The sequence below is a fragment of the Pseudarthrobacter enclensis genome, from assembly GCF_030811655.1.
Taxonomy (GTDB): Bacteria; Actinomycetota; Actinomycetes; order Actinomycetales; family Micrococcaceae; genus Arthrobacter; species Arthrobacter enclensis_A.
On the sequence record NZ_JAUSRE010000001.1, the window covers coordinates 252,257 to 275,326 of the forward strand.

The following is a 23,070-nucleotide window of genomic DNA, read 5'->3' on the forward strand; positions in this document are numbered from 1 at the left end:
CTCTTTCGTTCGGCCGGGGCGCCTTCCGGTCGTGTCGGCTCCGGACCCTGGCGGGTTCAGTGCTGGTGGTGTCCGCCGGGCGCCAGGCTCCCGTGTTCGCCGTGCGGGACCGCATACTGGCCGGCCGTGGAGGCGGCGAGCCCCGGCGTCGTTATTCCTGCCACCAGCACGGCGCCGGCGAACGCCGCCAGCAAGAGCCGGCCGGGCCGCACACCTGCCGGTTCCTGCAGCAGTCCACCATCCTGTTGACGACCTTCCTGGCCGGCGTTTTGCCTCCTGAGCCATCCGAGCGCGGCGAGGATCATCAGCGTCAGCAGGAGAGCCGAAAGCTGTGTCAGGCCGAGCCCGGAGGTGGCGGCGGTGGGGAAGGCCAGGGCCGCCAGGTGCACGGCCGCGGCGGCTGCCAGCGCCGCGCGCACCCATCGGCTGCCCATCAGCAGGTCCTTGGCCAGGAACATCACGGCCCCGGCCAGCAATGCGGCGCCCCAGAGTCCTGCCACGGCAGCCGCTGCGGGGATTCCGGGACCGGGGGCACCGGCCGCGAAGAGGCTTGAGGAGATGGCCAGGTTGACCGACGCTGCACCAAAGCCCGCGATCCCGGTGACCAGGCGAACCGTGGGGTGCGACTGGGACACCGGTGGGGGCGCCGGGTGGTGGAATGGCGCTGCAGTCCTGAGCGCTCCCATGCCGGGCGTTGGCATGTTAGGCCCGGGCGGCGGCGGGAGCCTTGTCCAGGGACAGCCCGACGCCGAGCAGGAGTACCGCGCTGGCAAGGTGGAGGACGTTGTCCGCACCGTTCAGGGCGATGATGTTCAGCGGCGAGTTCAGCAGGAACAGGCCCACGATGCCCACCAGGAGGTAGACGGCGCCCACGGTGGCGTTCACTGTGCGGGCGCCGGCCGTTCCGCGGAGTCCGGCGAGGAGCAGCGCGGCGCCGATGGCAAGGTGGATGACGTTGTGCAGCGGGTTGACTTCAAAGATGATGAGGTTCGCGCCCTCGGTGGCTGCGAAACCGATGCCCGAGGTGACAGCGAAGCCCAGGAGGCCCACCAGCAGGTAGACGGCTCCGAAGACGGTGGCGATGAGGCGGTTGGGTGAATTGCGCATGGCCCGAATCCTTCCGTTGGGGCGGGTGGCTTGTTCCCGCCGGCTTGGGATCCCTGGGCGGGACCCTCGGAAGCGATTCGGATCATGCATGGCCGTGGATGGGTGGAAAGATCAGTACGCTTTCCATTTCCCCGGCTGCGTGGTTTTGGCTAGGCCGCAGGGCGCAGCTTGATGTTGACCATCCGGAGCTGGTCCCGGCCTTCGAACTTATAGGCAAGATCCACTTTCTTGCCGGTGCAGCTGATCTGGCCCACCACTTCGGCAGACTTCACCCCGTTGTCGGTGGTCACCTTCAGGTCGTTGTAGGCGGGCGTGCAGGAGCTGTCCATTTCCAGGCTTTGCACCCCCGAGATGAAGGCCTCCTTGGAGAGCTGTTGCTGCAGGGCAGGGTCCAGGTACTGGTCGTATGCTGAGGCTGAGTCGCCCGCGATCACCTTCCTGGTGAAGTCGTCCGCAAGGCCCCTGGCCTGGTTGGTGGCACTGCCCACCACGTTCACCAGGATGACGACGCCGATGACCACCAGCAGCAGCACGGCACCGATGCTGCCAAGGACGATCCACAGTTTCCGCCGGCTCCGCTCCCGGGGCGGCTCGCCGGGCAGACCGAACGGCGCCGGATGCTCCGGCATTGGGGGAAGCTGCTGCGGATAGCCCGCCGGGCCCTGCCGGTGTGGATCCTGGGGAATGCTCAAGGACTGGGCCTTCCTTCGTGAACGGGCGCGCCGGCCCCGCGGGGCGGTCCGGACCTTCCCGGCCGGCACATGACTGGAACCAGCCTATAACCCCGTGCGCCGCCGTCGTATTTGCCACAGGACGCCCGGCGTCCGGTTGCTGCCGCTAGGTTTCCCCGGAGCCCCGCTCCAGCAGGGGCTGCACCCGGAAGGGGATCAGCTCGCCCATCGCCAGGGCAGTGTCCGCCCGCTCCACCCCGTCACAGGCCAGGATCTTGCCGTTGATCCGGAACAGGTCCTCGGCATCCCGGGCCACCACCCGCAGCAACAAATCCGCGGAGCCCGTCAGCCCGTACCCCTCCAGGACCTCCGGGATGGCGGCGATCTCCTCCGCCAGGCGCCCCAGCTTCTGCTGCTGGACATGCACCGAGATGAACGCCATAAGCGGGTACCCCAGTGCCGCCGGGTTGATCCTCCGTTCAAAGGACAGGAAGACGTGCTTTTTCTCCAGCTGGCCCATCCGCGCCTGGACCGTATTGCGGGACAGGCCAAGCTTTTGCGCCAAGGCAACGACGGTCCGGCGGGGATCCTGTGCCAGAGCCGACAACAGTCGGGTGTCAGTGCCATCCAAAGCTCGCATAATGCGCAACGCTAGCACGGTGGGCGGGCGGCCGGCAGGGCACTTTGCTCAGAAAATTCCTTGGTGGTTGTACCCCCTGGCTATTGTGAGTAGGGTCACAGTATCTGGGGCAATGACGCCCGGAAGGCCGGTGGCGGCAGGGGCCAAAAGCCCGGGAAACCACTGGTCAACAACGTACGAAGGTTGCGGCAATCGTGTCTACAGACGAAACGGGCCATGGCGGCGCAAAGACCCCCCAAAGCGCAGGAAACCCTGGCGGAACCGGGCCGGAATTTCTCCAGCTGATCACCCCCGCGGGAGAGCGGATCAGCCATCCGGAGTTCGATTTCTGGGTCCGGGACGTAAGTGACGAGCAGTTGTGTTCCCTGTTCGAGGACATGACGGTTATCCGCCGCATCGATGTTGAGGCCACGGCCCTGCAGCGGCAGGGTGAACTGGCGCTCTGGCCGCCGCTCCTGGGCCAGGAGGCAGCCCAGATCGGGTCCGGGAGGTCCCTGCGGGCGGACGACTTCGTGTTCTCCAGCTACCGCGAGAACGGCGTTGCGTACTGCCGGGGCGTGGACCTGACCGACCTCCTCCGCGTATGGCGCGGCAACGCCGCCGGTGGCTGGGACCCCTACAGCATCAACATGGCAACGCCCCAGATCATCATCGGCGCCCAGACCCTGCATGCCACCGGTTACGCCATGGGGATCCAGAATGACGGTGCCGATGCTGCGGCAATTACGTACTTCGGCGACGGCGCCACCAGTGAGGGCGACGTCAACGAGGCGATGGTCTTCGCGGCCAGCTTCCAGGCGCCGGTGGTGTTCTTCTGCACGAACAACCACTGGGCCATCTCGGAGCCAGTGCGGCTCCAGTCCCATATCCAGCTTGCGGACCGGGCCACCGGTTTCGGCATCCCCAGCCTTCGGGTGGACGGCAACGATGTCCTGGCGGTCATGGCCGCCACCCGGCTGGCCCTTGACCGGGCGCGGCGCGGCGGTGGACCCACGTTCATCGAGGCCGTCAGCTACCGCATGGGGCCCCACACCACGGCCGATGACCCCACGCGCTACCGCGATGCCAACGAGCTCGAGGACTGGGCAGCCAAGGACCCCATCACCCGGCTGGCTGGCCTCCTGGAGCGGAAGGGCCTCCTGACCGCCGAGCTGCAGCAGCAGGTCAAGACCAAGGCCGACGCCGTCGCATCCGATATGCGCCGCGGCTGCACCACCATGCCGGACCCGCAGCCCATGGACATCTTCAAGCACGTCTACAGCACCCCCAACTCCTGGCTGGAACGCCAGCAGGACCATTACGCAAGGTATCTGGCCTCCTTCGGCGATCCCGCAGGTGCCGTTTCAGAGGAAGGTGCACGCTGATGACCCAGTTGACCTTTGCCCGTGCCATCAATGCCGGGCTGCGCAAGTCGCTGGAAAACGACTCCAAGGTGGTTCTCCTCGGAGAGGACATCGGCGCCCTGGGCGGCGTGTTCCGGGTGACCGACGGCCTGCAAAAGGACTTCGGCAAGCACCGCGTGGTGGACACGCCGCTGGCCGAATCAGCCATAGTGGGCACTGCGGTAGGCCTGGCGTACCGGGGTTACCGGCCGGTGGTGGAGATCCAGTTCGACGGTTTCATCTACCCGGCATTCGACCAGATCGTCAGCCAGGTGGCGAAGCTGCACTACCGCACGCGGGGTGCCGTGAAGATGCCCATCACCATCAGGGTTCCGTTCGGCGGCGGCATCGGCTCGCCCGAGCATCACTCTGAATCCCCGGAAGCCTACTTCACCCACACGTCCGGGCTGCGGGTGGTCACGGTGGCCAACCCGCAGGACGCGTACACGGTGATTCAGCAGGCCATCTCCTGCGATGATCCGGTGCTGTACTTCGAGCCCAAGCGGCGCTACCACGACAAAGGCGAGGTGGACGAGTCCGTGGATCCTGCCATGGCCCTGCCCATGGACAAGGCACGCGTGCTGACCGACGGTAGCGACGTCACCCTGGTGGCCTACGGGCCCCTGGTCAAGACCGCACTGGACGCCGCTTCCGCCGCTGCGGACGAAGGCATCTCCATCGAGGTCATCGACCTGCGCTCGCTCGCACCCGTGGATTACGAACCCGTGGTGGCCTCGGTACGGAAGACCGGGCGTTTGGTGATCACGCATGAGGCGGCGCAGTCCGGCGGGCTCGGCGCGGAGGTGGCGGCCAGCATCACGGAACGGTGCTTCTACCACCTCGAGGCGGCCCCGGTCCGGGTGACGGGGTTCGACATCCCCTACCCATACTCCAAGCTGGAAATGCACCACCTGCCGGGCCTGGACCGGATCCTGGACGGCGTGGACCGGGCCCTTGGCCGCCCCAATTCCCTGAGCGGCCTGGAAGGATGAGCGCCACCATGATTAAGGAATTCCGGCTTCCTGACCTGGGGGAGGGACTCACGGAGTCCGAAATCCTCAGCTGGAAAGTGGACGTTGGCGATACCGTCAGCCTGAACCAGGTCATTGCCGAGGTGGAAACCGCCAAGGCCGTGGTGGAGCTCCCGTCACCCTTCGCCGGGGTCATCAAGGAGCTTCACGAGCAGCCCGGTTCCGTGGTGGAGGTGGGCAAGCCGATCGTCTCCTTCGAAGTAGCGGACGACGACGGCGGGTCGCCTTCACCCCCGTCCGGCGCCTTGTCCGCGGGACCGGGGGAGGCGGTGGTGGAAACGCCCAAACGGGAACCGAACCTGGTGGGTTACGGCGCCGTCGTCGAGGGATCCGGACGGCCCACACGGCGCCCGCGCAACTTTGCGCCGGTGGTTGAGCCCGTCGATACCAAGCCTGTCGACACCAGGCGCCCAGTTGTTGAGCCCGTCGAAACCAAGCCTGTCGAAACCAAGCCTGTCGAAACCAGGGGCGCCGAACGCCCCCGGTCCACGCCTCCTGTCCGGAAGCTGGCCAGGGACCTGGGAGTGGACCTTGCCCGGGTTTCCGGCACCGGTCCGGGCGGGCTGATCACGCGGGAAGACGTCCAGGAGTACGCGGGGCACGGGGAAGAGACTGCCGCGCCCGCGGCGGAGCCTGTGGCTTTCTCCGGCGGGACGCATCCGGGGGAGCGGGAGACGCGCATCCCGATCAAAGGCGTCCGCAAATACACTGCGGCGGCCATGGTGCAGAGCGCTTTCACCGCGCCCCATGCGACGGAATTCCTAACCGTGGATGTCACTCCCAGCCTGGAGCTGCTGGCCAAGCTGAAGGACAGCAAGGCCTTTGCCGGCATCAAGCTCACCCCGTTGACGCTTGCCGCCAAAGCCGTCCTTATTGCCCTGCGCCGGAACCCGTCGCTGAATTCGCATTGGGACGAAGAGCGCCAGGAAATTGTCACGTTCAATTACGTGAACCTCGGCATCGCTGCCGCCACGCCCCGGGGGCTCACGGTTCCCAACATCAAGGATGCGGACGCGTTGCCTCTGCCGCAGCTCGCCCAGGCGCTGACGGCGCTCGCCGAAACTGCGCGGGCAGGCAAGACGGCGCCCGGGGACCTGTCCGGCGGCACGATCTCCATCACCAACATCGGCGTGTTTGGCATTGACGCGGGTACTCCCATCCTGAACCCGGGAGAGGCGGCCATCCTTGGCCTCGGTGCGGTGCGGACCATGCCTTGGGAGTACCGGGGTGAGGTGGCGCTCCGCAAGGTGCTCACCCTGAGCCTGTCCTTCGACCACCGGCTTGTGGACGGCGAACAGGGCTCCCGTTTCCTGGCGGACGTCGGAGCCATCCTGGCCGAGCCGGGCATGGTGCTCAGCATGGTCTAGGCGCGGTACCTTCACCGGGCCCGGTAATTTCCGGGGCTTTATGTCCAGCCGGTGGGCGGGCCGTCCACCATCAGGGCGGCGAGTGCCATCCGCTCCAGCAGGGGGCGGGCGACGCCGGGCGCCATCCGCCTGCCATGGCTGCGGACCGAATGCGGCGTGGAATTGATGAGGCCAAACGTGGCGTGGGCGCGCATCCGGAGTTCGCTGGTGTCGGTCCCGGGGTGGACCTTTGCCAGGACGTCCACCCACACCTCCACGTAGCTGCGCTGGAGGGTGCGCACCGCGGACTGGTCCTGCTCCGACAGGTTGCTCAGGTCCCGGTCCTGCACCCGGATCACGTCCGGCTTGCCGAGCGCAAAATCCACCTGGAACTCCACCAGCTGCTTGAGTGCGGCCAGCGGATCGGCCGATCCTGCCACCACCTGGCGTCCGCCCTCCAGCAGTTCCTGGCTCACGGTGACCAGCAGGTCGGCGAGCACTGCCTGCTTGCCGGGAAAGTGGCGGTAGACGGCGGGGCCGCTGACACCTGCCGCCGCGCCCAGGTCCTCGAGGGATACCCGGTTGAAGCCGTTGAGCGCGAACAGCGACGCCGCGGCAGACAGCAGCGCCTGCCTGCGGTACTCCTTGGCCTTTCCGCGTTGGGTGGTGGGAGCCGGCTGCGGCGTGGTGGCCGGTTGCATTGCATCGCTGGGTTGGGTTCCCGTGCTGGGCACTTTTCCTCCTAGGACCGACGCAGATTCTAGCAACGCGGTGATGTGTTGGACATCACAGTTAATCGAGACTAACCTAAATTTCAGTTATTAGTCACTAACCGAGTTGGCGCGGAGCTGGCCCGGAGACACAAGGATGGATTGTCGATGGAGACCCTGGCCACCCGGCTTGACCCAGCCAGCGGGTCGTTCCGCGCCAACCGGGAAGCGCAGCTGGCGCTCGCCGGGGACCTGCGGAAGCGCCTTTCAGATGCCGCGCTGGGTGGCCCGCAAAAGTCGCGGGACCGCCATGTGGCCCGCGGCAAGCTGCTGCCGCGGGACCGGATCGACCAGTTGCTCGATGACGGCAGCCCGTTCCTGGAGATTGCCCCGCTCGCTGCAAACGGCATGTACGACGACGAGGCCCCGGGCGCCGGAGTCATCGCCGGCATCGGCCTGGTACACGGGCGGCAGGTCCTGGTCATCTCCAACGACGCCACCGTCAAGGGCGGCACCTACTACCCCATGACGGTTAAGAAGCACCTCCGCGCCCAGGAGATCGCCCTGGAGAACCGGCTGCCGTGCGTTTACCTGGTGGATTCGGGCGGGGCATTCCTGCCCAAGCAGGACGAGGTGTTTCCGGACAGGGACCACTTCGGCAGGATCTTCTACAACCAGGCGCGCCTGTCGGCAGCCAAGATTCCGCAGATTGCCGCCGTCATGGGATCCTGCACCGCCGGAGGCGCCTACGTCCCCGCCATGAGCGACGAAACCGTCATCGTCCGGAACCAAGGCACCATCTTCCTGGGCGGTCCGCCGCTGGTGAAGGCCGCCATCGGCGAAATCGTCACCGCCGAGGAACTCGGCGGCGGCGACGTGCACTCCCGGGTGTCAGGGGTAACTGACCACCTGGCCGAAAACGACGAACACGCCCTGCAGATCATCCGGGACATCGTAGCCACGCTGCTGCCCCCCGCAGCCCCCGCCTGGCAGGTGGAAGCCGCCGTCGAACCCGTTGTGGACCCGGAAGGGCTTTACGGCGCCGTTCCCACGGACGTCAATGCCCCCTACGACGTCCACGAGGTGATCGCCCGGCTCGTGGACGGGAGCAGGTTCCACGAGTTCAAAAGGGAGTACGGCACCACCCTGGTCACGGGATTCGCCCGGATCTGCGGACACCCCGTGGGGATCGTCGCCAACAACGGCGTGCTGTTCAGCGAGTCATCGCTCAAGGGCGCCCACTTCATCGAACTCTGCGACCAGCGCGGCATCCCGCTGCTGTTCCTGCAGAACATCTCCGGCTTCATGGTGGGCAAGGACGCCGAACAGGGCGGCATCGCCAAGAACGGCGCCAAGATGGTCACCGCCGTCGCCACCGCGCGCGTCCCCAAACTGACCGTGGTCATCGGCGGCTCCTTCGGCGCGGGCAACTATTCCATGTGCGGCCGCGCGTACTCGCCACGCTTCCTGTGGATGTGGCCCGCAGCCCGGATCTCGGTGATGGGCGGCAACCAGGCTGCCAGCGTGCTGGCCACCGTGAAGAGGGACCAGTTCGAAGCGGCGGGGGAGGACTGGCCGACCGAGGATGAGGAAGCCTTCAAAGCGCCCATCCGCCGGCAGTACGAGGACCAGGGCAGCCCCTACTACTCCACAGCCCGGCTGTGGGATGACGCCGTCATCGACCCCGCCGATACCCGCACCGTCCTTGGCCTGGCGCTCGACGTCGTTTCCCGCACCCCCTTGCCGGAGACCTCCTTCGGCCTCTTCCGGATGTGAGCCAGCAATGACCATGCAGACCAACACCGCCACCCGTGCCGTCGCCAACCCCGCAGGTGCCCGGCCCCCGTTCAACACCGTCCTTGTGGCCAACCGCGGCGAAATCGCCTCCCGCGTTATCCGGACACTGCGGCAGCTGGGAATCCGGTCGGTCGCCGTGTACAGCGATGCCGACGCCGGCGCGCGCCACGTGCGGGAAGCTGACACGGCCGTCCGCATTGGGCCGGCCGCTGCGGCGGACAGCTACCTGAGCATTGACGCCATCCTCGACGCCTGCCGGCAGTCCGGCGCCGACGCAGTCCACCCCGGCTACGGCTTCCTGAGCGAGAACGCGGACTTCGCCCGGGCCCTGGAGAAGTCCGGGATCACGTTCATCGGTCCGGGCGTCGAAGCACTGAATGTCATGGGCGACAAGATCCGGGCCAAGAACCACGTGGCGGGGTACGGCGTGCCCGTGGTCCCCGGCATCGCCAAGCCCGGCATGACGGACAGTGAACTCGCCCAAGCTGCTGCCGCCGTCGGCTTTCCGCTCCTCATCAAGCCCTCGGCCGGTGGCGGCGGTAAAGGAATGCACGTGGTGGAAAAGCAGGCGGACCTCGCTGCGGCGCTGGCCACGGCACGCCGCGTGGCCGCCGCCGCGTTCGGCGACGACACCCTGTTCCTCGAACGCCTGGTGACCACCCCGCGGCACATCGAGGTGCAGGTGCTGGCGGACAGCCACGGCAACGTCATCCACCTGGGGGAGCGTGAGTGCTCCCTGCAGCGCCGGCACCAGAAAGTCATCGAGGAAGCCCCTTCACCCCTGCTGGAGGGTTTGCCCCACGGGGCTGACGTCCGTGCACGGATCGGCGAAGCCGCATGCAACGCCGCCCGCAGCGTGAACTACACGGGTGCCGGAACCGTGGAGTTCCTGGTCTCCGACGACGCGCCCGACGAGTTCTTCTTCATGGAGATGAACACCCGCCTGCAGGTGGAGCACCCCGTCACCGAAATGGTCACCGGGGTCGACCTGGTGGAATGGCAGGTGCGGATTGCCGCCGGTGCGGAACTGACGCTCCGGCAGCCCGACGTCGGACTTTCCGGCCACGCTGTGGAGGCGAGGGTTTACGCAGAGGTGCCGGAAAAGAACTTCCTGCCGTCCACCGGGACGGTGCTCAGGCTGGATGAGCAGCCCGCAGGCACGGACACCCGGGTCAGGGTGGATTCCTCCCTAATGGAAGGCCTGGAACTTTCCGCGAACTACGACCCCATGATTTCCAAGGTGATCGCCTGGGGTGAAGACCGCACGGCCGCGCTGAATGCCCTGGATGGGGCCTTGTCCGGCTACACGGCCCTGGGCATCGACACCAACGTGGAGTACCTTCGTCTCCTGCTCAACGACCCTGACGTCCGCGCCGGACATCTGGACACGGGCCTGATCGAACGGAAGCTGCCGGCCCTGGACTTCCGGCACGCCGGCGATCCCGAACTAGTGGCGGCTGCTCTCTACGCCTTCTCCCTGGAGCCGCAGGACAACCCCGCTCCGGCGGGTGGCCCATGGCAGGAGCGCAGCGGCTGGCGCCTGGGAGCGCCGGCGCCGCGCCGGGTCAGCCTTGCAACGCCCGACGGCGGCGTGGCAACGGTGGCCGTCACCCCCAGTCCCAATGGTGGAAACGCGGCTGTGGTCGCAGTCAACGGCGGAGCGCAGCAGACGGCCGCACTGCACGTGTCCGCGGATGGTCGAGGCGCCGTTCTCACCCTTGACGACGCGACGTGGGAGTACCGGGCGGCGGCCAGCCCCGGACCACCGCTCCAGCTCTTCTTCGGCAACGACGGCTGGTCCTGCCACCTGGAAGTCCTGACGCGGGAGGCACGGCTGGAACGGGTGCTGGCGGCAGTCCAGCGGCAGGAAGGTGCTGCCGATCCCCAAGTGCGCTCGCCAATGCCCGGAACCGTGGTGGCCGTTCCGGTCAGCGACGGCGACACGGTGCAGGCAGGGGAGGTCCTGCTGTCCGTGGAGGCCATGAAGATGGAACACCACCTGGTGGCCCCGCTGGCCGGAACAGTCCACCTCACCGCCCGCACCGGCGACCTGGTGAAGGCCGACCAGGTGCTGGCCACCATCCACCCCCAACCCCCTGCGGAAGCCACTTCCACAGATACCAACCCAGACACAGCTGCAGACACCGCTGCAGGCCAAGGCGAAGGAGCCTGACCATGACCGGTTTTGAACTCACCGAGGAATACCAGGACCTCAGCGACACCGTCCGCGACTTCGCCGACAACGTGGTGGCCCCGGTGTCCGCCAAGCACGACGAAGAGCACAGCTTCCCCTACGAAGTGGTGAAGCAGATGGCCGAAATGGGGCTGTTCGGACTGCCGTTCCCGGAGGAATACGGCGGCATGGGCGGGGACTACTTCGCCCTGGCGCTCGCGCTTGAGCAGCTTGGCCGGGTGGACCAGTCCGTTGCCATCACCCTGGAAGCCGGGGTCTCCCTGGGAGCCATGCCCGTGTACCGGTTCGGCACGGACGCCCAAAAGCAGGAGTGGCTGCCCATGCTGGCGTCCGGCCAGGCGCTCGCGGGCTTCGGACTCACCGAACCCGAGGCCGGCTCCGACGCAGGCGGCACTAAGACCCACGCCAGGCGCGAGGACGGCAACTGGGTCATCAACGGCAACAAGGAATTCATCACCAACTCCGGCACCGACATCACCCGCCTGGTCACCGTCACAGCCGTCACCGGGCAGCGGGAACGCCCGGACGGCACCATCAAAAAGGACATCTCCACCATCCTGGTGCCCACCGATACCCCCGGCTTCAAGGCGGAAAAGCCCTACAACAAGGTGGGCTGGAACGCCTCCGACACCCACCCCCTGACACTGAAGGACGTCCGGGTTCCGGAGGAAAACCTGCTGGGCGCGGAGGGGCGCGGGTATGCCAACTTCCTGTCGATCCTGGACGAGGGCAGGATTGCCATTGCGGCCCTGGCCACCGGCGCGGCCCAGGGCTGCGTGGACCTGTCCGTCAAATACGCCCAGGAACGCAAGGCGTTCGGCCACGAAATCGGCAAGTACCAGGCCGTGTCCTTCAAGATCGCGCGCATGGAAGCGAGGGCCCACACGGCTCGGCTGGCCTACTACGACGCGGCCGCCCGGATGCTCGCCGGGAAGCCGTTCAAGACCCAGGCGGCCATCGCTAAGATGGTCGCAGGCGAGGCGGCCATGGACAACGCGCGGGATGCCACCCAGGTATTCGGCGGCTATGGCTTCATCAACGAGTTCACCGTGGCACGCCACTACCGCGACTCCAAGATCCTTGAAGTGGGGGAGGGCACCACGGAGGTCCAGCTGATGCTGATCGCCCGCGAACTGGGATTGTAGTCCTGCGCCTGCCGCAGGACCGTAGCCGGCCTGAAAGGATCAATGATGATTGACAAGGTTGTTGCCAGCGCTGACGAAGCCGTGGCCGACATTCCCGATGGCGCTTCACTGGCCGTGGGCGGATTTGGCCTCTGCGGCATCCCCGTGGCCCTGATCGACGCCCTCCACCGGGCGGGCACCACGAACCTGGAAACGGTCAGCAACAACTGCGGCGTGGACGACTGGGGACTCGGCATCCTGCTCCGCGACGGACGCATCCGTCGGACCATCAGCTCCTACGTCGGCGAAAACAAGGAGTTCGCGCGCCAGTACCTCGCCGGTGAGCTCGAGGTGGTGCTCACCCCGCAGGGCACACTGGCCGAGAAGCTGCGGGCCGGGGGCGCCGGCATCCCCGCGTTCTACACCAAGGCCGGGGTGGGCACGCAGGTGTCCGACGGCGGCCTGCCGCAGAAGTACGACGCCAACGGTGGCATCGCGGTTGCCTCGGCACCCAAGGAAGTGCGCCCGTTCGGCGGAGTGGACTACGTCCTGGAAGAGTCCCTTACCCCGGACTTCGGGCTGGTGCACGCCTGGAAGGGCGACCGGCACGGCAACCTGGTCTTCCACGCCACGGCCATGAACTTCAATCCCTTGTGCGCCATGGCGGGCAGGATCACCATCGCCGAGGTGGAGGAACTGGTGGAGCCGGGCGAACTGGACCCGGAGCATATCCATACCCCGGGAATCTTCGTCCAGCGCGTGGTGCTGGCGCAGAACGGCGAGAAGCGGATCGAGAAGCGGACGGTCGCACTTAACCAGGCAGGAGCATGACCATGGACCCCAACAGCCCCGAAGCTCCCCGCCCGGAAGCCGTCCGCCCGGAATACCGCCGGGCAGGCTTCCAGCAGCACGCCGGAACGGGTGACTCCACGTCCGCAGCCGAAACGAAAGGCTGGACCCGCAACGAACTGGCGGCCCGGGTGGCAAGGGAGCTCCACAACGGCCAGTACGTGAACCTGGGAATCGGCATGCCCACCCTGATTCCCAACTACATCCCGGACGGGGTGGAAGTGGTGCTGCACTCCGAGAATGGAATCCTCGGCGTCGGGCCGTACCCGGCAGAAGATGCCCTGGACCCGGACCTCATCAACGCCGGCAAGGAAACCGTGACTGTCAACAGGGGTGCGGCGTTCTTCGACTCGGCGACCTCCTTCGGCATGATCCGCGGCGGCCACGTGGATGTCGCCGTCCTGGGGGCCATGGAGGTAGCCGCAAACGGAGACCTCGCTAACTGGATGGTCCCGGGAAAGATGGTCAAGGGCATGGGCGGTGCCATGGATTTGGTGTTCGGAGCCAAGCGGGTGATCGTGATGATGGAGCACGTCGACCGCAACGGCAACCCCAAAATCGTCCAGCAGTGCTCGCTTCCGCTGACAGGCAAAGGCTGCGTGGACCGGATCATCACGGACCTCGCCGTGATCGACGTCGTCAAGGACGGGGGCCCGTCCAGGCTGGTCCTGCGCGAACTGGCCCCCAACGTCTCCGTCGAGGACGTGGTGGCCGCCACCGGCGCCGAGCTTTTCGAGGAAGACCAGGAACTGACGGTATGACGGGTACGGATTCCCAAGGCGCCGGCGCCGGCATGGGCCATTACGACGGCGGCATGCCGGTCATCGAGCAGCGCGGGCTCTACTTCGATGAGCTTGAGGAAGGCGTGGTGTACGCCCACCGCCCCGGCCGTACAGTGACCGAAACCGACAACGTGCTGTTCTCCACGCTCACCATGAACACCCAGGCGCTGCACCTGGACGCGGCATGGAGCGCGGGCCAGCCCTTCGGCCAGCGGCTGATGAACTCCATGTTCACCCTTGCCACCATGGTGGGCCAGTCCGTCACCCAGCTGACCCAGGGGACCATCATTGCCCAGCTGGGCCTGACGGATGTCTCCTTCCCGCATCCGCTCTACCACGGGGACACGCTCTACACGCAGACCGTGATCACCGGCAAGCGGCTGTCCGCCTCACGCCCCGGACAGGGCATCGTGACCATGACGCACACCGGACGCAACCAGGACGGGACGGTAGTGGCCCGTGCCACCCGCAGCTGCCTGATGTGGACCCGCGAGGCGCATGTGAAGGGGCAGACCGCCGGACAGGAGACAATGCCAGTATGACTTTTGTGATGGGCCCTGCCCTGCTTTTCTGCCCCGCCGACCGGCCGGAGCGGTACCAGAAAGCCGCTGCCCGGGCGGACGCCGTCATCCTGGACCTCGAGGACGCGGTGGCGCCCGCGGACAAACAGCGCGCCCGCGGCGCCATCCTGGCCCAGCTGGGGACCACCGGTGTGGAACCGGAGCTCGAACCCAGCTGCACCATTGTCAGGGTCAACCCGGCAGGCACCGAGGAATTCGAAAAGGACCTGCACTGCCTGTCCCACACCCCCTACCGCACCGTGATGCTCGCCAAGGCGGAAAGCGCCGAACAACTCAAGGCACTGGAGGGCTACCAGGTGATTGCCTTGTGCGAAACCGCCCTCGGCGTCCTGAACGCCCCGGCCATCGCCGCCGCACCGAACGTGGTGGGCCTGATGTGGGGGGCTGAGGACCTGCTGGCATCGCTGGGCGGGACCTCCAGCCGGAAGGACGACGGCGGCTACCGGGCAGTAGCGCTGCACGCGCGGTCAGCGGTGCTCCTGGCAGCGCGGGCGCACGGCAAGGAAGCAGTGGACGCCGTGTACACCAACATCCCGGACCTCGACGGGCTGGCTGCTGAAGCGGCCGACGCCGTGGCCACAGGCTTCAGCTCCAAGGCCTGCATCCACCCCAGCCAGGCCGGGGTGGTACGCCAGGCCTATGCCCCCAGCGAAGAGGAAGTGGCCGCAGCCACCGCCCTGCTGGACGCTGCCGCGTCGGCGGGCTCCGGGGTCTTCAAGTACCAGGGCAGAATGATCGACGGCCCCATCCTCAAGCACGCCCAGGAGATCGTCCGGCGCGCCGCCGTGGAGGCATAACTACCGTTGCCGTCCCTCCGGCCGCCGGAGGGACGTGGCCGGGATCGGCTCATACAGCAGCGTCCGCACCCAGCGGTTCCCTGTTTCCCGGAACTCCTTGCGGCTGGTGAAGCGGTAATGGAAACTGCGCACGCGCACCCAGCGTGGCGCGGCGCCGTCGAACGGGTCCTTCCGCAGCAGCCGCAGCATCTGCCGGTCGGCCGCCAGCAGCTTGCCCAGGAAGGCGTAGAACCATTCCTCGTGCACGGTCCGCAGCGGCAGGAACCACATCAGCCAGTCCAGCCGCAGATGGTACGGGGCCCACTGCCGCGGAATCCGGCGCACGTCCCCCGGCTTGCCCTTGAAGCCGTACTCGCGCCAGTCCGAACTGTCATCGGGGTCCTCGTCCAGCGTGCCCTCCACCACGATCTCGATGCGCTGCCTGGTCACCGTACCGAACGCGCCGTAGGCGTTGACCAGCTGCCACCGGTTGAAGCTGGCGTTCATCAGCTGCCGGCGGGAGAAGAGGTTCCGCAGCGGCCAGTAGCTCAGCACTAGCAGCAGGATCGACGCCGCCAGGGTCACGGCCAGCCACCACAGCGGGGTTTCCGGCCGGGTGCCCGCGGCGCCATTCCAGTCCGCCGGGATTGCGGGGATCACGGCGTGCGCCACGGGGTCGCTGACCGCCGCGAACGCCAGCACGATCGCCATCCAGTTCAGCCAGGCGAAGTTGCCGCTGGCCACGAGCCACAGCTGGGTGACCACCACGATTCCCGCCGCGACACCAGCCACGGGCTGCGGAGCAAACAGCAGGAACGGCACCACCAGCTGGGCAATGTGGTTTCCCACCACCTCAATCCGGTGCAGCGGCTTGGGCAGGAGGTGTGCCTGCCGGCTCAGCGGCCCGGGCATGGGCTGGGTTTCGTGATGGTAGTACAAGGCAGTCAGGTCGCGCCATTCCCTGCCGCCGCGGATCTTGATCATTCCCGCGCCGAATTCCAGCCGAAACACCAGCCACACGATCAGGACCAGGACGGTCCGGGGCGGCTCCGTCTGGTTGGAGCCCAGGAAGCCCACGGTGAAGCCCGCCTCCAGGAGCAGCATTTCCCAGCCGAACCCGTAGAAGGTCTGGCCCACGTTCACGATGGACATGTACAGCAGCCACAAGGCCAGGAACGCGATCAGCGGCACCCAGGGTGGACCCAGCTGCGGAACACCGGCCACGAGCAGCGCCGATACCATCAGGCCAAACGCGCAGACTGCACGCAGCAGGCCATCCGAATACCGCCAGCGGAACAGCGTGGGCCGGCGCCAGCGGGTGAACGCACCAAGGAATTCCGGCACGGGGAGCAGGCCACGCTCGCCAAGCAGGGCGGGAAACTGGTTCAGCGTGGACAGGAACGCGACAAAATACAGTGCCGCCACGCCCCGCTGCAGCACCTGCCGGGCGAATTGGTACTCCGGCGCATCGAACCACGTGAGCCAGTCCACGCGTTCCACGTTACGCCCGGCCACACGCCGGTCAAGGGTCCAACAGCAGGTCAGGGCCCGGTAAGCGCGACGACGGCCGCAGCCCGCCGCGGGCACGGCGGCCCTGAAGGGTGCGGGATACTTAACCAATGCAGCCACGCAGAATCGTCATCCTCGGATCCACCGGTTCCATCGGCACCCAGGCGATTGACGTCGTCGACGGCGCCCCGCACCTGTTCGAGGTGGTGGCACTGAGCGCCGGCGGCGGCAACCTCGAACTCCTGGCCCGGCAGGCTGTCCACACCCGTGCCGCAGCCGTGGGGATCGCCGCGGGCGACCCCGGCCGGCTGGCGGTGTTGATCGACGACGCAGCTGCCGCAGCGGGCCGCCCCGGCTACCGTCCGGAAATCATGGCAGGACCGGACGCCTCTGCCCGCGTCGCCGCGATTGACGCGGACGTGGTGCTCAACGGCATCACGGGCTCCATCGGCCTGGCACCAACGCTCGCGGCCCTCAAATCCGGTGCCACGCTGGCGCTGGCCAACAAGGAGTCCCTGATCGTGGGCGGCACCCTGGTGAAGGCTGCTGCCAGGGAAGGCCAGATAGTGCCGGTGGACTCGGAGCACTCCGCCATCGCACAGTGCCTCCGCTCCGGTACGGCCGCCGAGGTGGACAAGCTCATCCTCACCGCTTCGGGCGGTCCCTTCCGGGGGAGGACCAAGGACGAACTGCACGGTGTCACGCCCCGGGAAGCCCTGGCCCACCCCACGTGGGACATGGGCGTGATGGTCACCACCAACTCGGCCACGCTGGTGAACAAGGGCCTGGAAGTCATCGAGGCCCACCTGCTGTTCGACATCCCGCTGGACCGGATCGACGTCGTGGTGCATCCGCAGTCCATCGTGCATTCGATGGTCCAGTTCGTCGACGGCTCCACCATCGCGCAGGCGTCCCCGCCGGACATGCGGCTGCCCATCGCCCTGGGCCTCGGCTGGCCTGCCCGCGTGCCCAAAGCCGCAAGCCCGTGCGACTGGACGCAGGCGGCCGCCTGGACCTTCGAACCGCTGGACACGAAAGCTTTCCCGGCCGTCGGCCTGGCAAAGGACGCTGCCGGGCGGGGAAGCACCTTCCCGGCTGTCTTCAATGCGGCCAACGAGGAAGCTGTCATGGCGTTCCACGCCGGCCGCATCCGCTTCACGGACATCGTGGATACGGTGGACAGTGTGCTCAGCGAACACTCAGGTTCCTCCGGGCTGACGGTGGAATCGGTGCTGGATGCTGAGAGCTGGGCACGCGCCCGGGCCCACGAACGTTTAGCAGTCAGCAGTCTCTAGGAAGCAGCAGCACCTCCATGACCCCTGTCCTACTTTTTATCCTCGGCGTCGTCTTCGTGGCGCTTGGCATTGCCGTGTCCATTGCGCTCCACGAGGTGGGGCACCTGGTCCCTGCCAAGCTCTTCAAGGTCCGCGTTACCAAGTACATGATCGGCTTCGGGCCTACGCTGTGGTCCCGCCGTAAGGGCGAAACCGAATACGGAGTGAAGGCCGTGCCGCTGGGCGGCTACGTTTCCATGATCGGGATGTACCCGCCCAACAAGGAGGACGGCACGGTCCGGCCCTCGAGCACCGGCATGTTCCAGACGCTGGCCACCGAGGCCCGCTCCATGGCCCATGAGGAAGTAGGGCCCGGCGACGGGAACCGGCTCTTTTACCGCCTGCCCGTTTGGAAGAAAATTGTAGTGATGCTGGGCGGCCCGGCCATGAACATGATCCTCGGGCTGCTGTTCATCGCGGTGCTGCTGATGGGCTTTGGTGTTCCCACAGCCACCACCACCATTTCCGACGTCTCCAAATGCCAGGTTGCCGCGGGGCAAACCGTTGACCCCAACTCTCCTGATTGCCAGTTGACTCCGGCGGCGGCGGCCGGGCTGAAGCCCAACGACACCATCACCTCCTTCGACGGCAAAACTGTCACCAGCTGGGATCAGTTGACTGAGTGGATCCGGGCTTCGGCGGGCAAGGAAGTGGCCATCACCGTCCAGCGGGACGGCAACCCGGTGTCCACCACGGTTACTCCCGTCCTGTCCGCCCGGCCCGTGATGGGACCTGACGGGCGGCAGGCCACTGACGCGGCCGGCAAGCTCCAGTACCAGGACGTTGGCTTCCTCGGCATCGGTGCCCAGACCGCTCTGGTGCCGCAGCCGGCGTCGTCCGTCCTGCCCATGGCGGGGGAGAACATCCGCCAGGTGGCAGGCGTTGTCTTCAACCTGCCCGCCCGCGTGGTGGGGGTGGCCAAGGCTGCGTTCAGCGAGGAGCCGCGGGATCCCAATGGACCCATCAGCGTAGTGGGCGTCGGCCGGGTTGCCGGCGAAGTGGCGGCGATGGAGGCCGTGCCCCTGCAGTCGCGGGTGGCAACGCTCGTAGGCCTGCTGGCCGGCCTGAACTTCGCGCTTGCCGTATTCAACCTGATCCCGCTCCTCCCGCTTGACGGGGGCCACGTTGCCGGTGCCCTGTACGAGGGCGTCCGGCGTTGGGTGGCAAAGCTGCGCGGACGGCCGGACCCGGGAGCTTTCGACATCGCCAAGATGCTTCCCGTCACCTATGTTGTTGCAGCCCTGCTCATGGGCATGAGCGCGCTCCTGATCTACGCGGACATCGTCAAACCGGTCAATATCTTCTGACGTAGCCCTGGTGGCTGCAGGCCGAAAAGCCAACTTCGGCAGATATCCCAATATCAGCCATATCTGATTGATTTCGAAGTATCAGCCGTCTATGGTTGATGCATGTTCGTCCTCACCATTGACCAGCGGGGAAGCACCGGGGGCCCTGACTTGGTCCCCTCCTTCCTCGGTGAGCTGGCGCGGCTGGATCCTCCGTCTGCCGGGCACCCGGTCTTCGAACGTTCCGTGGGGGATGAAGTCCAGGGCATAGTCCGGGACCCGTCAACCGTGGTGGAGATAGCCCTCCATGCGCTTCGCAGTGGGCGCTGGTACGTGGGGATCGGCGTCGGGACAGTCTCAGTGCCTCCCGGAGCAAGCCCGCGGGAAGGGACCGGAACGGCTTTTGTTGCCGCGCGGAAGGCGGTTGAGCTGGCCAAGGCGGCAGGAGCCCAGGTCCCAGTGTCGGTGGTGCCCGGCATCATGGCAGTGGCAGGCGGCGGAGACCCTGCCGGGGAGGGGGTCCAGGCGTGTGCCAATGCGGAGGCGGTGCTCCGGCTGTTGGGCCGGATGGTCCAGGACCGCACCGAGGCCCAGTGGCGTGTGGCGGATGCCCTGCGCCGCCTGGACCCGGGTGGCCGGGGGCCGGGGCGGCATGGAAGCCAGAAGCAGGTGGCACGTGAACTTGGAATCTCGGAACAGTCGGTGAGCCGTACCGTGCTTCGGGCCGGATGGCAGGAAGAATGGGCAGCCAGGCCCGCTGCCGCCATGCTTCTTGGACTTGCCGACTCGCAGCTTGGGGGCGCCGCGGACGATCCCCGGCGGCGGGATACTGCAGCCGCCGCAGACGACCAGGCCCCCGGCGATGCCAGGGCTGCCGGCCAGGTCCGCTCCCTGCAGGAGCCGGACTATCGGAACGAAGGAGACGCGTGACCGCAGTATGGGTGGCAGTGGCCCTGGTGACCGCCGGTTTCGCCGGCTGGCCCGTTACCGCCCTCGTGTTCAGGCTTGCCCGGACCATCGACGACAAGGCGGACGCTGCCAAAGCGCTGGAAGACGCCCGGAGGGCGGAGCAGGATCCGTCGGCGGATGTCACCGTGGACCAGACGCCCCAAGCTGCCGCCGGCGCAGCCCGCCAGACTGTGGACCATGAACTGACCGCCCCTCCCGGGCCGCCGGCGTCGGACGTGCCAGCCACGGGACCGGCGCCCACTACCCAGCGGATCCTGCGGGGAGGCGCCATTATTGGCGTACTGGAACGGCTGGGTGTCTGCCTTGCCATCATTACCGGGCAGCCCGTCGCCATCGCCTACATCGTGGCCATCAAGGGGCTCGGCAGGTTTGCCGAGCTCAAGGAAACCCCCGTGGCTGCTGAGCGCTTCATCATCGGCACGCTCACTTCAATGCTCTGGGCCGCCGGAACCGCTGCCGCCGTCAAAGTCCTCTTCCTGGACTGACGTCATCGCCCCGGCGCGCTCTTACCGCAGTGCCGGCCTTCCCCGCTTAAAGGGTCGTTCCCACCCGGGATTGCCCACCGCGTTGAAAGGATGGGTACGGTACCTGGCCGGGCATGGCGATAGGGTAGCGGTATGACAGTTTTTGCCGTTGAGTACGTTTATGCCGCCAGCTCCACCGAAACCCGTAACGAGGCCCGGCCCGCGCACCGGGAATGGACCGGAGGACTGGCGCAGGACGGGGTCATCGTGGCCAGCGGCCCTTACGGTGACGGCGCCGGCGCCCTGCTGATCTTCAAGGCAGCCGACGAATCCGCCCTCAACTCGATCCTCAAGCAGGATCCCTTCGCCGCGGCCGGAGTCATTGCCGGAACCCGCATCGCCGAATGGTCTCCCGTCACCGGCATGCTGGCCGGGATCGCCGCCTAGCCGCCTTTTACCCTTTCAACTCAAGGAGTCCACGTGACCTCGGTCAGCCTGGGAATGCCGTCAGCACCGCCGCCCGTCCTTGCTCCGCGCCGCAAGACGCGCCAGATCAAAGTGGGCTCGGTAGGCGTAGGATCCGACTACCCCATCAGCGTGCAGTCCATGACCACCACGCCCACCACGGACATCAACGCCACCCTCCAGCAAATTGCTGAACTGACGGCATCCGGCTGCGACATCGTTCGCGTGGCCTGCCCGTCGGCTGACGACGCGGAGGCGCTGCCCATCATCGCCCGGAAATCCCAGATCCCGGTCATCGCGGATATCCACTTCCAGCCCAAGTACGTCTTCGCAGCCATCGAGGCCGGTTGCGCTGCTGTGCGCGTGAACCCTGGAAACATCCGGAAGTTCGACGACCAGGTCAAGGAGATCGCCGCGGCCGCCAAGGACCACGGAACCTCCATCCGCATCGGCGTGAACGCCGGTTCCCTGGAACCCGGCATCCTCAAAAAATACGGCAAGGCCACCCCCGAGGCCCTGGTGGAATCAGCCGTCTGGGAAGCCTCGCTCTTCGAGGAGCACGGCTTCCACGACTTCAAGATCTCGGTGAAGCACAACGATCCCGTGATCATGGTGGCCGCCTACGAAATGCTCGCGGAAAAGGGCGACTGGCCGCTCCACCTGGGCGTTACCGAAGCCGGCCCCGCGTTCCAGGGAACTATTAAGTCAGCCACCGCGTTCGGCGCCCTCCTCTCGCGCGGCATCGGGGACACCATCCGCGTGTCACTTTCCGCACCGCCGGTGGAGGAGATCAAGGTGGGGAACCAAATCCTCCAGTCCCTGAACCTGCGCCCACGCAAGCTTGAAATCGTCTCCTGCCCGTCCTGCGGCCGTGCCCAGGTGGACGTGTACACCCTCGCGGAGCAGGTCACCGCCGGCCTGGAAGGTATGGAGATCCCGCTGCGCGTGGCAGTCATGGGCTGCGTGGTGAACGGTCCGGGAGAGGCCCGCGAAGCCGACCTCGGGGTTGCCTCCGGAAACGGCAAAGGCCAGATCTTTGTGAAGGGCGAAGTCATCAAGACTGTCCCCGAAAGCGCAATTGTTGAGACACTGATCGAAGAGGCTATGCGTATCGCGGAAGAGATGGGGGAGGCCGATGGCGAAGATGCTGTCAAGGGTAGCCCCGTGGTTAGCGTCTCGTAAGGACGCTGCTGACCCTGCCGGGCACTCCGTCCGGACGCTCGACGGCCCGGACACTGCTGCGCTGACATTGCTGGCACGCCAGGATCCGGTGGCTAACGTCTTCATCCTCGCGCACCTGCGCGCCACCGGTACGGCGGCGCCCACCAGCGGTGGCGCCGGCATCATCGGCATCTTCGAGGACGGCATCCTGACGGGCGCGTGCTGGGCCGGGGCCAACCTGGTTCCGGTCCAGCTCGACCCCGCACTCGCACCCTTGGTGGCCGAGGCCGCAAACAGCTCCGGGCGCAGGTATGCGTCTGCGTTCGGTCCCGCGGAGGCGGTGCTGGCCCTCAATGCAGAACTCACGGAGCTGGGGCACCATGCCCACGAGGTCAGGGCGGACCAGCCGCTGATGGTCATCGAGGGACCGCCCCGGGTTCAGGCCCATCCCGGCCTGGGACCCGGGAACCTCGCGGACTTTGACCGCATCCTTCCCGCCTGCGCCGCCATGTTCGAGGAAGAGGTGGGGTACTCGCCCTACCTTGGCGGCCGGGAGTTCTACAGCAGGCGGGTTGAGGGCCTCATCAGGCAGGGGCATTCCCTGGTCCACCTCAACGACGCCGGCGAGGTGGTTTTCAAGGCCGAACTGGGGGCCGTTACCGATGACGTCACCCAAATCCAGGGCGTATGGATGAACCCTGCCTTCCGCGGCCAGGGCCTGAGCGCGGGCTACATGTCGGCAGTGGTCGAGAAAGCCCAGCAGATTGCCCCGGTGACCAGCCTCTATGTCAACGGCTTCAACACCAGGGCAAGGGCCACTTACGAACGTGTCGGCTTCCGCCAGGTGGGGACGTTCGCCACCGTGCTTTTCTAACCGGCGGCTGCCGGCGGC

General features: G+C 66.9%; 23 protein-coding genes. 17 read left to right on the plus strand and 6 right to left on the minus strand.

Going from position 1 to position 23,070, the window contains the following annotated elements; all coding sequences use genetic code 11:
* Nucleotides 1–56: 56 nt before the first annotated feature.
* From J2X98_RS01110 to J2X98_RS01125, 4 genes are all read right to left on the minus strand, one after another.
* Nucleotides 57–686: a hypothetical protein gene (locus J2X98_RS01110; RefSeq protein ID WP_307303546.1), complete on the minus strand. Its 630-nt coding sequence runs from the start codon at nt 684–686 to the stop codon at nt 57–59.
* Between the two features lie 16 nt (nt 687–702).
* Nucleotides 703–1,107: a DUF4383 domain-containing protein gene (locus J2X98_RS01115; RefSeq protein ID WP_141940735.1), complete on the minus strand. Its 405-nt coding sequence runs from the start codon at nt 1,105–1,107 to the stop codon at nt 703–705.
* 149 nt (nt 1,108–1,256) lie between these two features.
* Nucleotides 1,257–1,799, minus strand: a complete 543-nt coding sequence (locus tag J2X98_RS01120) for a hypothetical protein (RefSeq protein WP_141940736.1) — start codon at nt 1,797–1,799, stop codon at nt 1,257–1,259.
* 145 nt (nt 1,800–1,944) lie between these two features.
* Nucleotides 1,945–2,418, minus strand: a complete 474-nt coding sequence (locus J2X98_RS01125; protein WP_141940737.1) for an Lrp/AsnC family transcriptional regulator — start codon at nt 2,416–2,418, stop codon at nt 1,945–1,947.
* A 194-nt stretch (nt 2,419–2,612) separates the two neighbouring features.
* Between J2X98_RS01125 and pdhA the strand changes: the two genes are divergently transcribed.
* From pdhA to J2X98_RS01140, 3 genes are read left to right on the plus strand one after another with little or no spacing between them, the layout of a single operon-like run.
* The gene (gene pdhA, locus J2X98_RS01130) at nt 2,613–3,782 is read left to right on the plus strand and encodes a pyruvate dehydrogenase (acetyl-transferring) E1 component subunit alpha (RefSeq protein WP_307303548.1); all 1,170 of its coding nucleotides are present in this window, start codon (nt 2,613–2,615) and stop codon (nt 3,780–3,782) included.
* Nucleotides 3,782–4,792: an alpha-ketoacid dehydrogenase subunit beta gene (locus tag J2X98_RS01135; RefSeq protein ID WP_307303550.1), complete on the plus strand. Its 1,011-nt coding sequence runs from the start codon at nt 3,782–3,784 to the stop codon at nt 4,790–4,792. The genes pdhA and J2X98_RS01135 overlap by 1 nt, the downstream gene beginning before the upstream one ends.
* An 8-nt stretch (nt 4,793–4,800) precedes the next feature.
* Nucleotides 4,801–6,198, plus strand: coding sequence for a dihydrolipoamide acetyltransferase family protein (locus J2X98_RS01140; protein ID WP_307303552.1), 1,398 nt, complete (start codon nt 4,801–4,803; stop codon nt 6,196–6,198).
* A gap of 38 nt (nt 6,199–6,236) precedes the next feature.
* Here the strand turns inward: J2X98_RS01140 and J2X98_RS01145 are convergent, their stop codons facing one another.
* Nucleotides 6,237–6,878, minus strand: a complete 642-nt coding sequence (locus J2X98_RS01145; protein ID WP_141946205.1) for an SACE_7040 family transcriptional regulator — start codon at nt 6,876–6,878, stop codon at nt 6,237–6,239.
* 177 nt (nt 6,879–7,055) lie between these two features.
* On the opposite strand from J2X98_RS01145, the gene J2X98_RS01150 reads away from it, so the two are divergent.
* Genes J2X98_RS01150 through J2X98_RS01180 form a run of 7 tightly spaced genes read left to right on the plus strand, consistent with a single transcriptional unit; the run spans nt 7,056 to nt 15,011 of the window.
* Entirely contained in the window at nt 7,056–8,663 is a 1,608-nt protein-coding gene (locus J2X98_RS01150; RefSeq protein WP_307303553.1) for a carboxyl transferase domain-containing protein, read from the plus strand.
* Between the two features lie 13 nt (nt 8,664–8,676).
* Nucleotides 8,677–10,857 (plus strand): ATP-binding protein, encoded by a 2,181-nt coding sequence (locus J2X98_RS01155; RefSeq protein ID WP_373460816.1) that lies wholly within the window; start codon nt 8,677–8,679, stop codon nt 10,855–10,857.
* Between the two features lie 2 nt (nt 10,858–10,859).
* A complete protein-coding gene (locus J2X98_RS01160) occupies nt 10,860–12,023 on the plus strand; it encodes an acyl-CoA dehydrogenase family protein (protein WP_141940743.1) in 1,164 nt (387 codons plus the stop codon).
* Nucleotides 12,024–12,068: 45 nt separating this feature from the next.
* Entirely contained in the window at nt 12,069–12,833 is a 765-nt protein-coding gene (locus tag J2X98_RS01165) for a CoA transferase subunit A (RefSeq protein WP_141946207.1), read from the plus strand.
* A complete protein-coding gene (locus tag J2X98_RS01170; protein WP_373460812.1) occupies nt 12,830–13,612 on the plus strand; it encodes a CoA transferase subunit B in 783 nt (260 codons plus the stop codon). The genes J2X98_RS01165 and J2X98_RS01170 overlap by 4 nt, the downstream gene beginning before the upstream one ends.
* A 32-nt stretch (nt 13,613–13,644) precedes the next feature.
* Nucleotides 13,645–14,175 (plus strand): MaoC family dehydratase, encoded by a 531-nt coding sequence (locus J2X98_RS01175; RefSeq protein WP_307303706.1) that lies wholly within the window; start codon nt 13,645–13,647, stop codon nt 14,173–14,175.
* Nucleotides 14,172–15,011 (plus strand): HpcH/HpaI aldolase/citrate lyase family protein, encoded by an 840-nt coding sequence (locus J2X98_RS01180; RefSeq protein ID WP_307303557.1) that lies wholly within the window; start codon nt 14,172–14,174, stop codon nt 15,009–15,011. Before J2X98_RS01175 ends, J2X98_RS01180 begins: the two co-directional genes overlap by 4 nt.
* On the opposite strand, the gene J2X98_RS01185 is transcribed toward J2X98_RS01180, so the two are convergent.
* Nucleotides 15,012–16,481 carry a lipase maturation factor family protein gene (locus J2X98_RS01185; protein ID WP_307303561.1) on the minus strand — a complete coding sequence of 490 codons (1,470 nt, stop codon included), beginning with the start codon at nt 16,479–16,481 and terminating at the stop codon, nt 15,012–15,014. It lies immediately after the preceding gene.
* Between the two features lie 128 nt (nt 16,482–16,609).
* Between J2X98_RS01185 and dxr the strand changes: the two genes are divergently transcribed.
* The 7 genes from dxr to J2X98_RS01220 all read left to right on the plus strand — a co-directional run bounded on the left by dxr (nt 16,610) and on the right by J2X98_RS01220 (nt 23,052).
* Nucleotides 16,610–17,794 carry a 1-deoxy-D-xylulose-5-phosphate reductoisomerase gene (gene dxr, locus J2X98_RS01190; protein WP_307303563.1) on the plus strand — a complete coding sequence of 395 codons (1,185 nt, stop codon included), beginning with the start codon at nt 16,610–16,612 and terminating at the stop codon, nt 17,792–17,794.
* 17 nt (nt 17,795–17,811) lie between these two features.
* Nucleotides 17,812–19,140 (plus strand): M50 family metallopeptidase, encoded by a 1,329-nt coding sequence (locus tag J2X98_RS01195; protein WP_141940748.1) that lies wholly within the window; start codon nt 17,812–17,814, stop codon nt 19,138–19,140.
* 102 nt (nt 19,141–19,242) lie between these two features.
* Nucleotides 19,243–20,049, plus strand: a complete 807-nt coding sequence (locus J2X98_RS01200; RefSeq protein ID WP_307303564.1) for a MarR family transcriptional regulator — start codon at nt 19,243–19,245, stop codon at nt 20,047–20,049.
* Nucleotides 20,046–20,573 (plus strand): hypothetical protein, encoded by a 528-nt coding sequence (locus J2X98_RS01205; RefSeq protein WP_141940749.1) that lies wholly within the window; start codon nt 20,046–20,048, stop codon nt 20,571–20,573. Before J2X98_RS01200 ends, J2X98_RS01205 begins: the two co-directional genes overlap by 4 nt.
* Nucleotides 20,574–20,705: 132 nt before the next feature.
* Nucleotides 20,706–20,999 (plus strand): YciI family protein, encoded by a 294-nt coding sequence (locus J2X98_RS01210; protein WP_307303575.1) that lies wholly within the window; start codon nt 20,706–20,708, stop codon nt 20,997–20,999.
* A gap of 33 nt (nt 21,000–21,032) precedes the next feature.
* Nucleotides 21,033–22,199: a flavodoxin-dependent (E)-4-hydroxy-3-methylbut-2-enyl-diphosphate synthase gene (gene ispG, locus J2X98_RS01215; protein ID WP_043452822.1), complete on the plus strand. Its 1,167-nt coding sequence runs from the start codon at nt 21,033–21,035 to the stop codon at nt 22,197–22,199.
* Nucleotides 22,162–23,052 (plus strand): GNAT family N-acetyltransferase, encoded by an 891-nt coding sequence (locus J2X98_RS01220; RefSeq protein ID WP_307303707.1) that lies wholly within the window; start codon nt 22,162–22,164, stop codon nt 23,050–23,052. The genes ispG and J2X98_RS01220 overlap by 38 nt, the downstream gene beginning before the upstream one ends.
* Nucleotides 23,053–23,070 lie beyond the last annotated feature (18 nt).

Excerpts from the sequence above, each read along its gene's own strand:
- J2X98_RS01110 (WP_307303546.1), bottom strand. The coding sequence starts at position 686 with ATGGGAGCGCTCAGGACTGCAGCGCCATTCCACCACCCGGCGCCCCCA.
- J2X98_RS01115 (WP_141940735.1), bottom strand. The coding sequence starts at position 1,107 with ATGCGCAATTCACCCAACCGCCTCATCGCCACCGTCTTCGGAGCCGTC.
- J2X98_RS01125 (WP_141940737.1), bottom strand. The coding sequence starts at position 2,418 with ATGCGAGCTTTGGATGGCACTGACACCCGACTGTTGTCGGCTCTGGCA.
- J2X98_RS01135 (WP_307303550.1), top strand. The coding sequence starts at position 3,782 with ATGACCCAGTTGACCTTTGCCCGTGCCATCAATGCCGGGCTGCGCAAG.
- J2X98_RS01140 (WP_307303552.1), top strand. The coding sequence starts at position 4,801 with ATGATTAAGGAATTCCGGCTTCCTGACCTGGGGGAGGGACTCACGGAG.
- J2X98_RS01145 (WP_141946205.1), bottom strand. The coding sequence starts at position 6,878 with ATGCAACCGGCCACCACGCCGCAGCCGGCTCCCACCACCCAACGCGGA.
- J2X98_RS01150 (WP_307303553.1), top strand. The coding sequence starts at position 7,056 with ATGGAGACCCTGGCCACCCGGCTTGACCCAGCCAGCGGGTCGTTCCGC.
- J2X98_RS01155 (WP_373460816.1), top strand. The coding sequence starts at position 8,677 with ATGCAGACCAACACCGCCACCCGTGCCGTCGCCAACCCCGCAGGTGCC.
- J2X98_RS01160 (WP_141940743.1), top strand. The coding sequence starts at position 10,860 with ATGACCGGTTTTGAACTCACCGAGGAATACCAGGACCTCAGCGACACC.
- J2X98_RS01165 (WP_141946207.1), top strand. The coding sequence starts at position 12,069 with ATGATTGACAAGGTTGTTGCCAGCGCTGACGAAGCCGTGGCCGACATT.
- J2X98_RS01170 (WP_373460812.1), top strand. The coding sequence starts at position 12,830 with ATGACCATGGACCCCAACAGCCCCGAAGCTCCCCGCCCGGAAGCCGTC.
- J2X98_RS01175 (WP_307303706.1), top strand. The coding sequence starts at position 13,645 with ATGGGCCATTACGACGGCGGCATGCCGGTCATCGAGCAGCGCGGGCTC.
- J2X98_RS01180 (WP_307303557.1), top strand. The coding sequence starts at position 14,172 with ATGACTTTTGTGATGGGCCCTGCCCTGCTTTTCTGCCCCGCCGACCGG.
- dxr (WP_307303563.1), top strand. The coding sequence starts at position 16,610 with ATGCAGCCACGCAGAATCGTCATCCTCGGATCCACCGGTTCCATCGGC.
- J2X98_RS01195 (WP_141940748.1), top strand. The coding sequence starts at position 17,812 with ATGACCCCTGTCCTACTTTTTATCCTCGGCGTCGTCTTCGTGGCGCTT.
- J2X98_RS01200 (WP_307303564.1), top strand. The coding sequence starts at position 19,243 with ATGTTCGTCCTCACCATTGACCAGCGGGGAAGCACCGGGGGCCCTGAC.
- J2X98_RS01210 (WP_307303575.1), top strand. The coding sequence starts at position 20,706 with ATGACAGTTTTTGCCGTTGAGTACGTTTATGCCGCCAGCTCCACCGAA.
- J2X98_RS01220 (WP_307303707.1), top strand. The coding sequence starts at position 22,162 with ATGCTGTCAAGGGTAGCCCCGTGGTTAGCGTCTCGTAAGGACGCTGCT.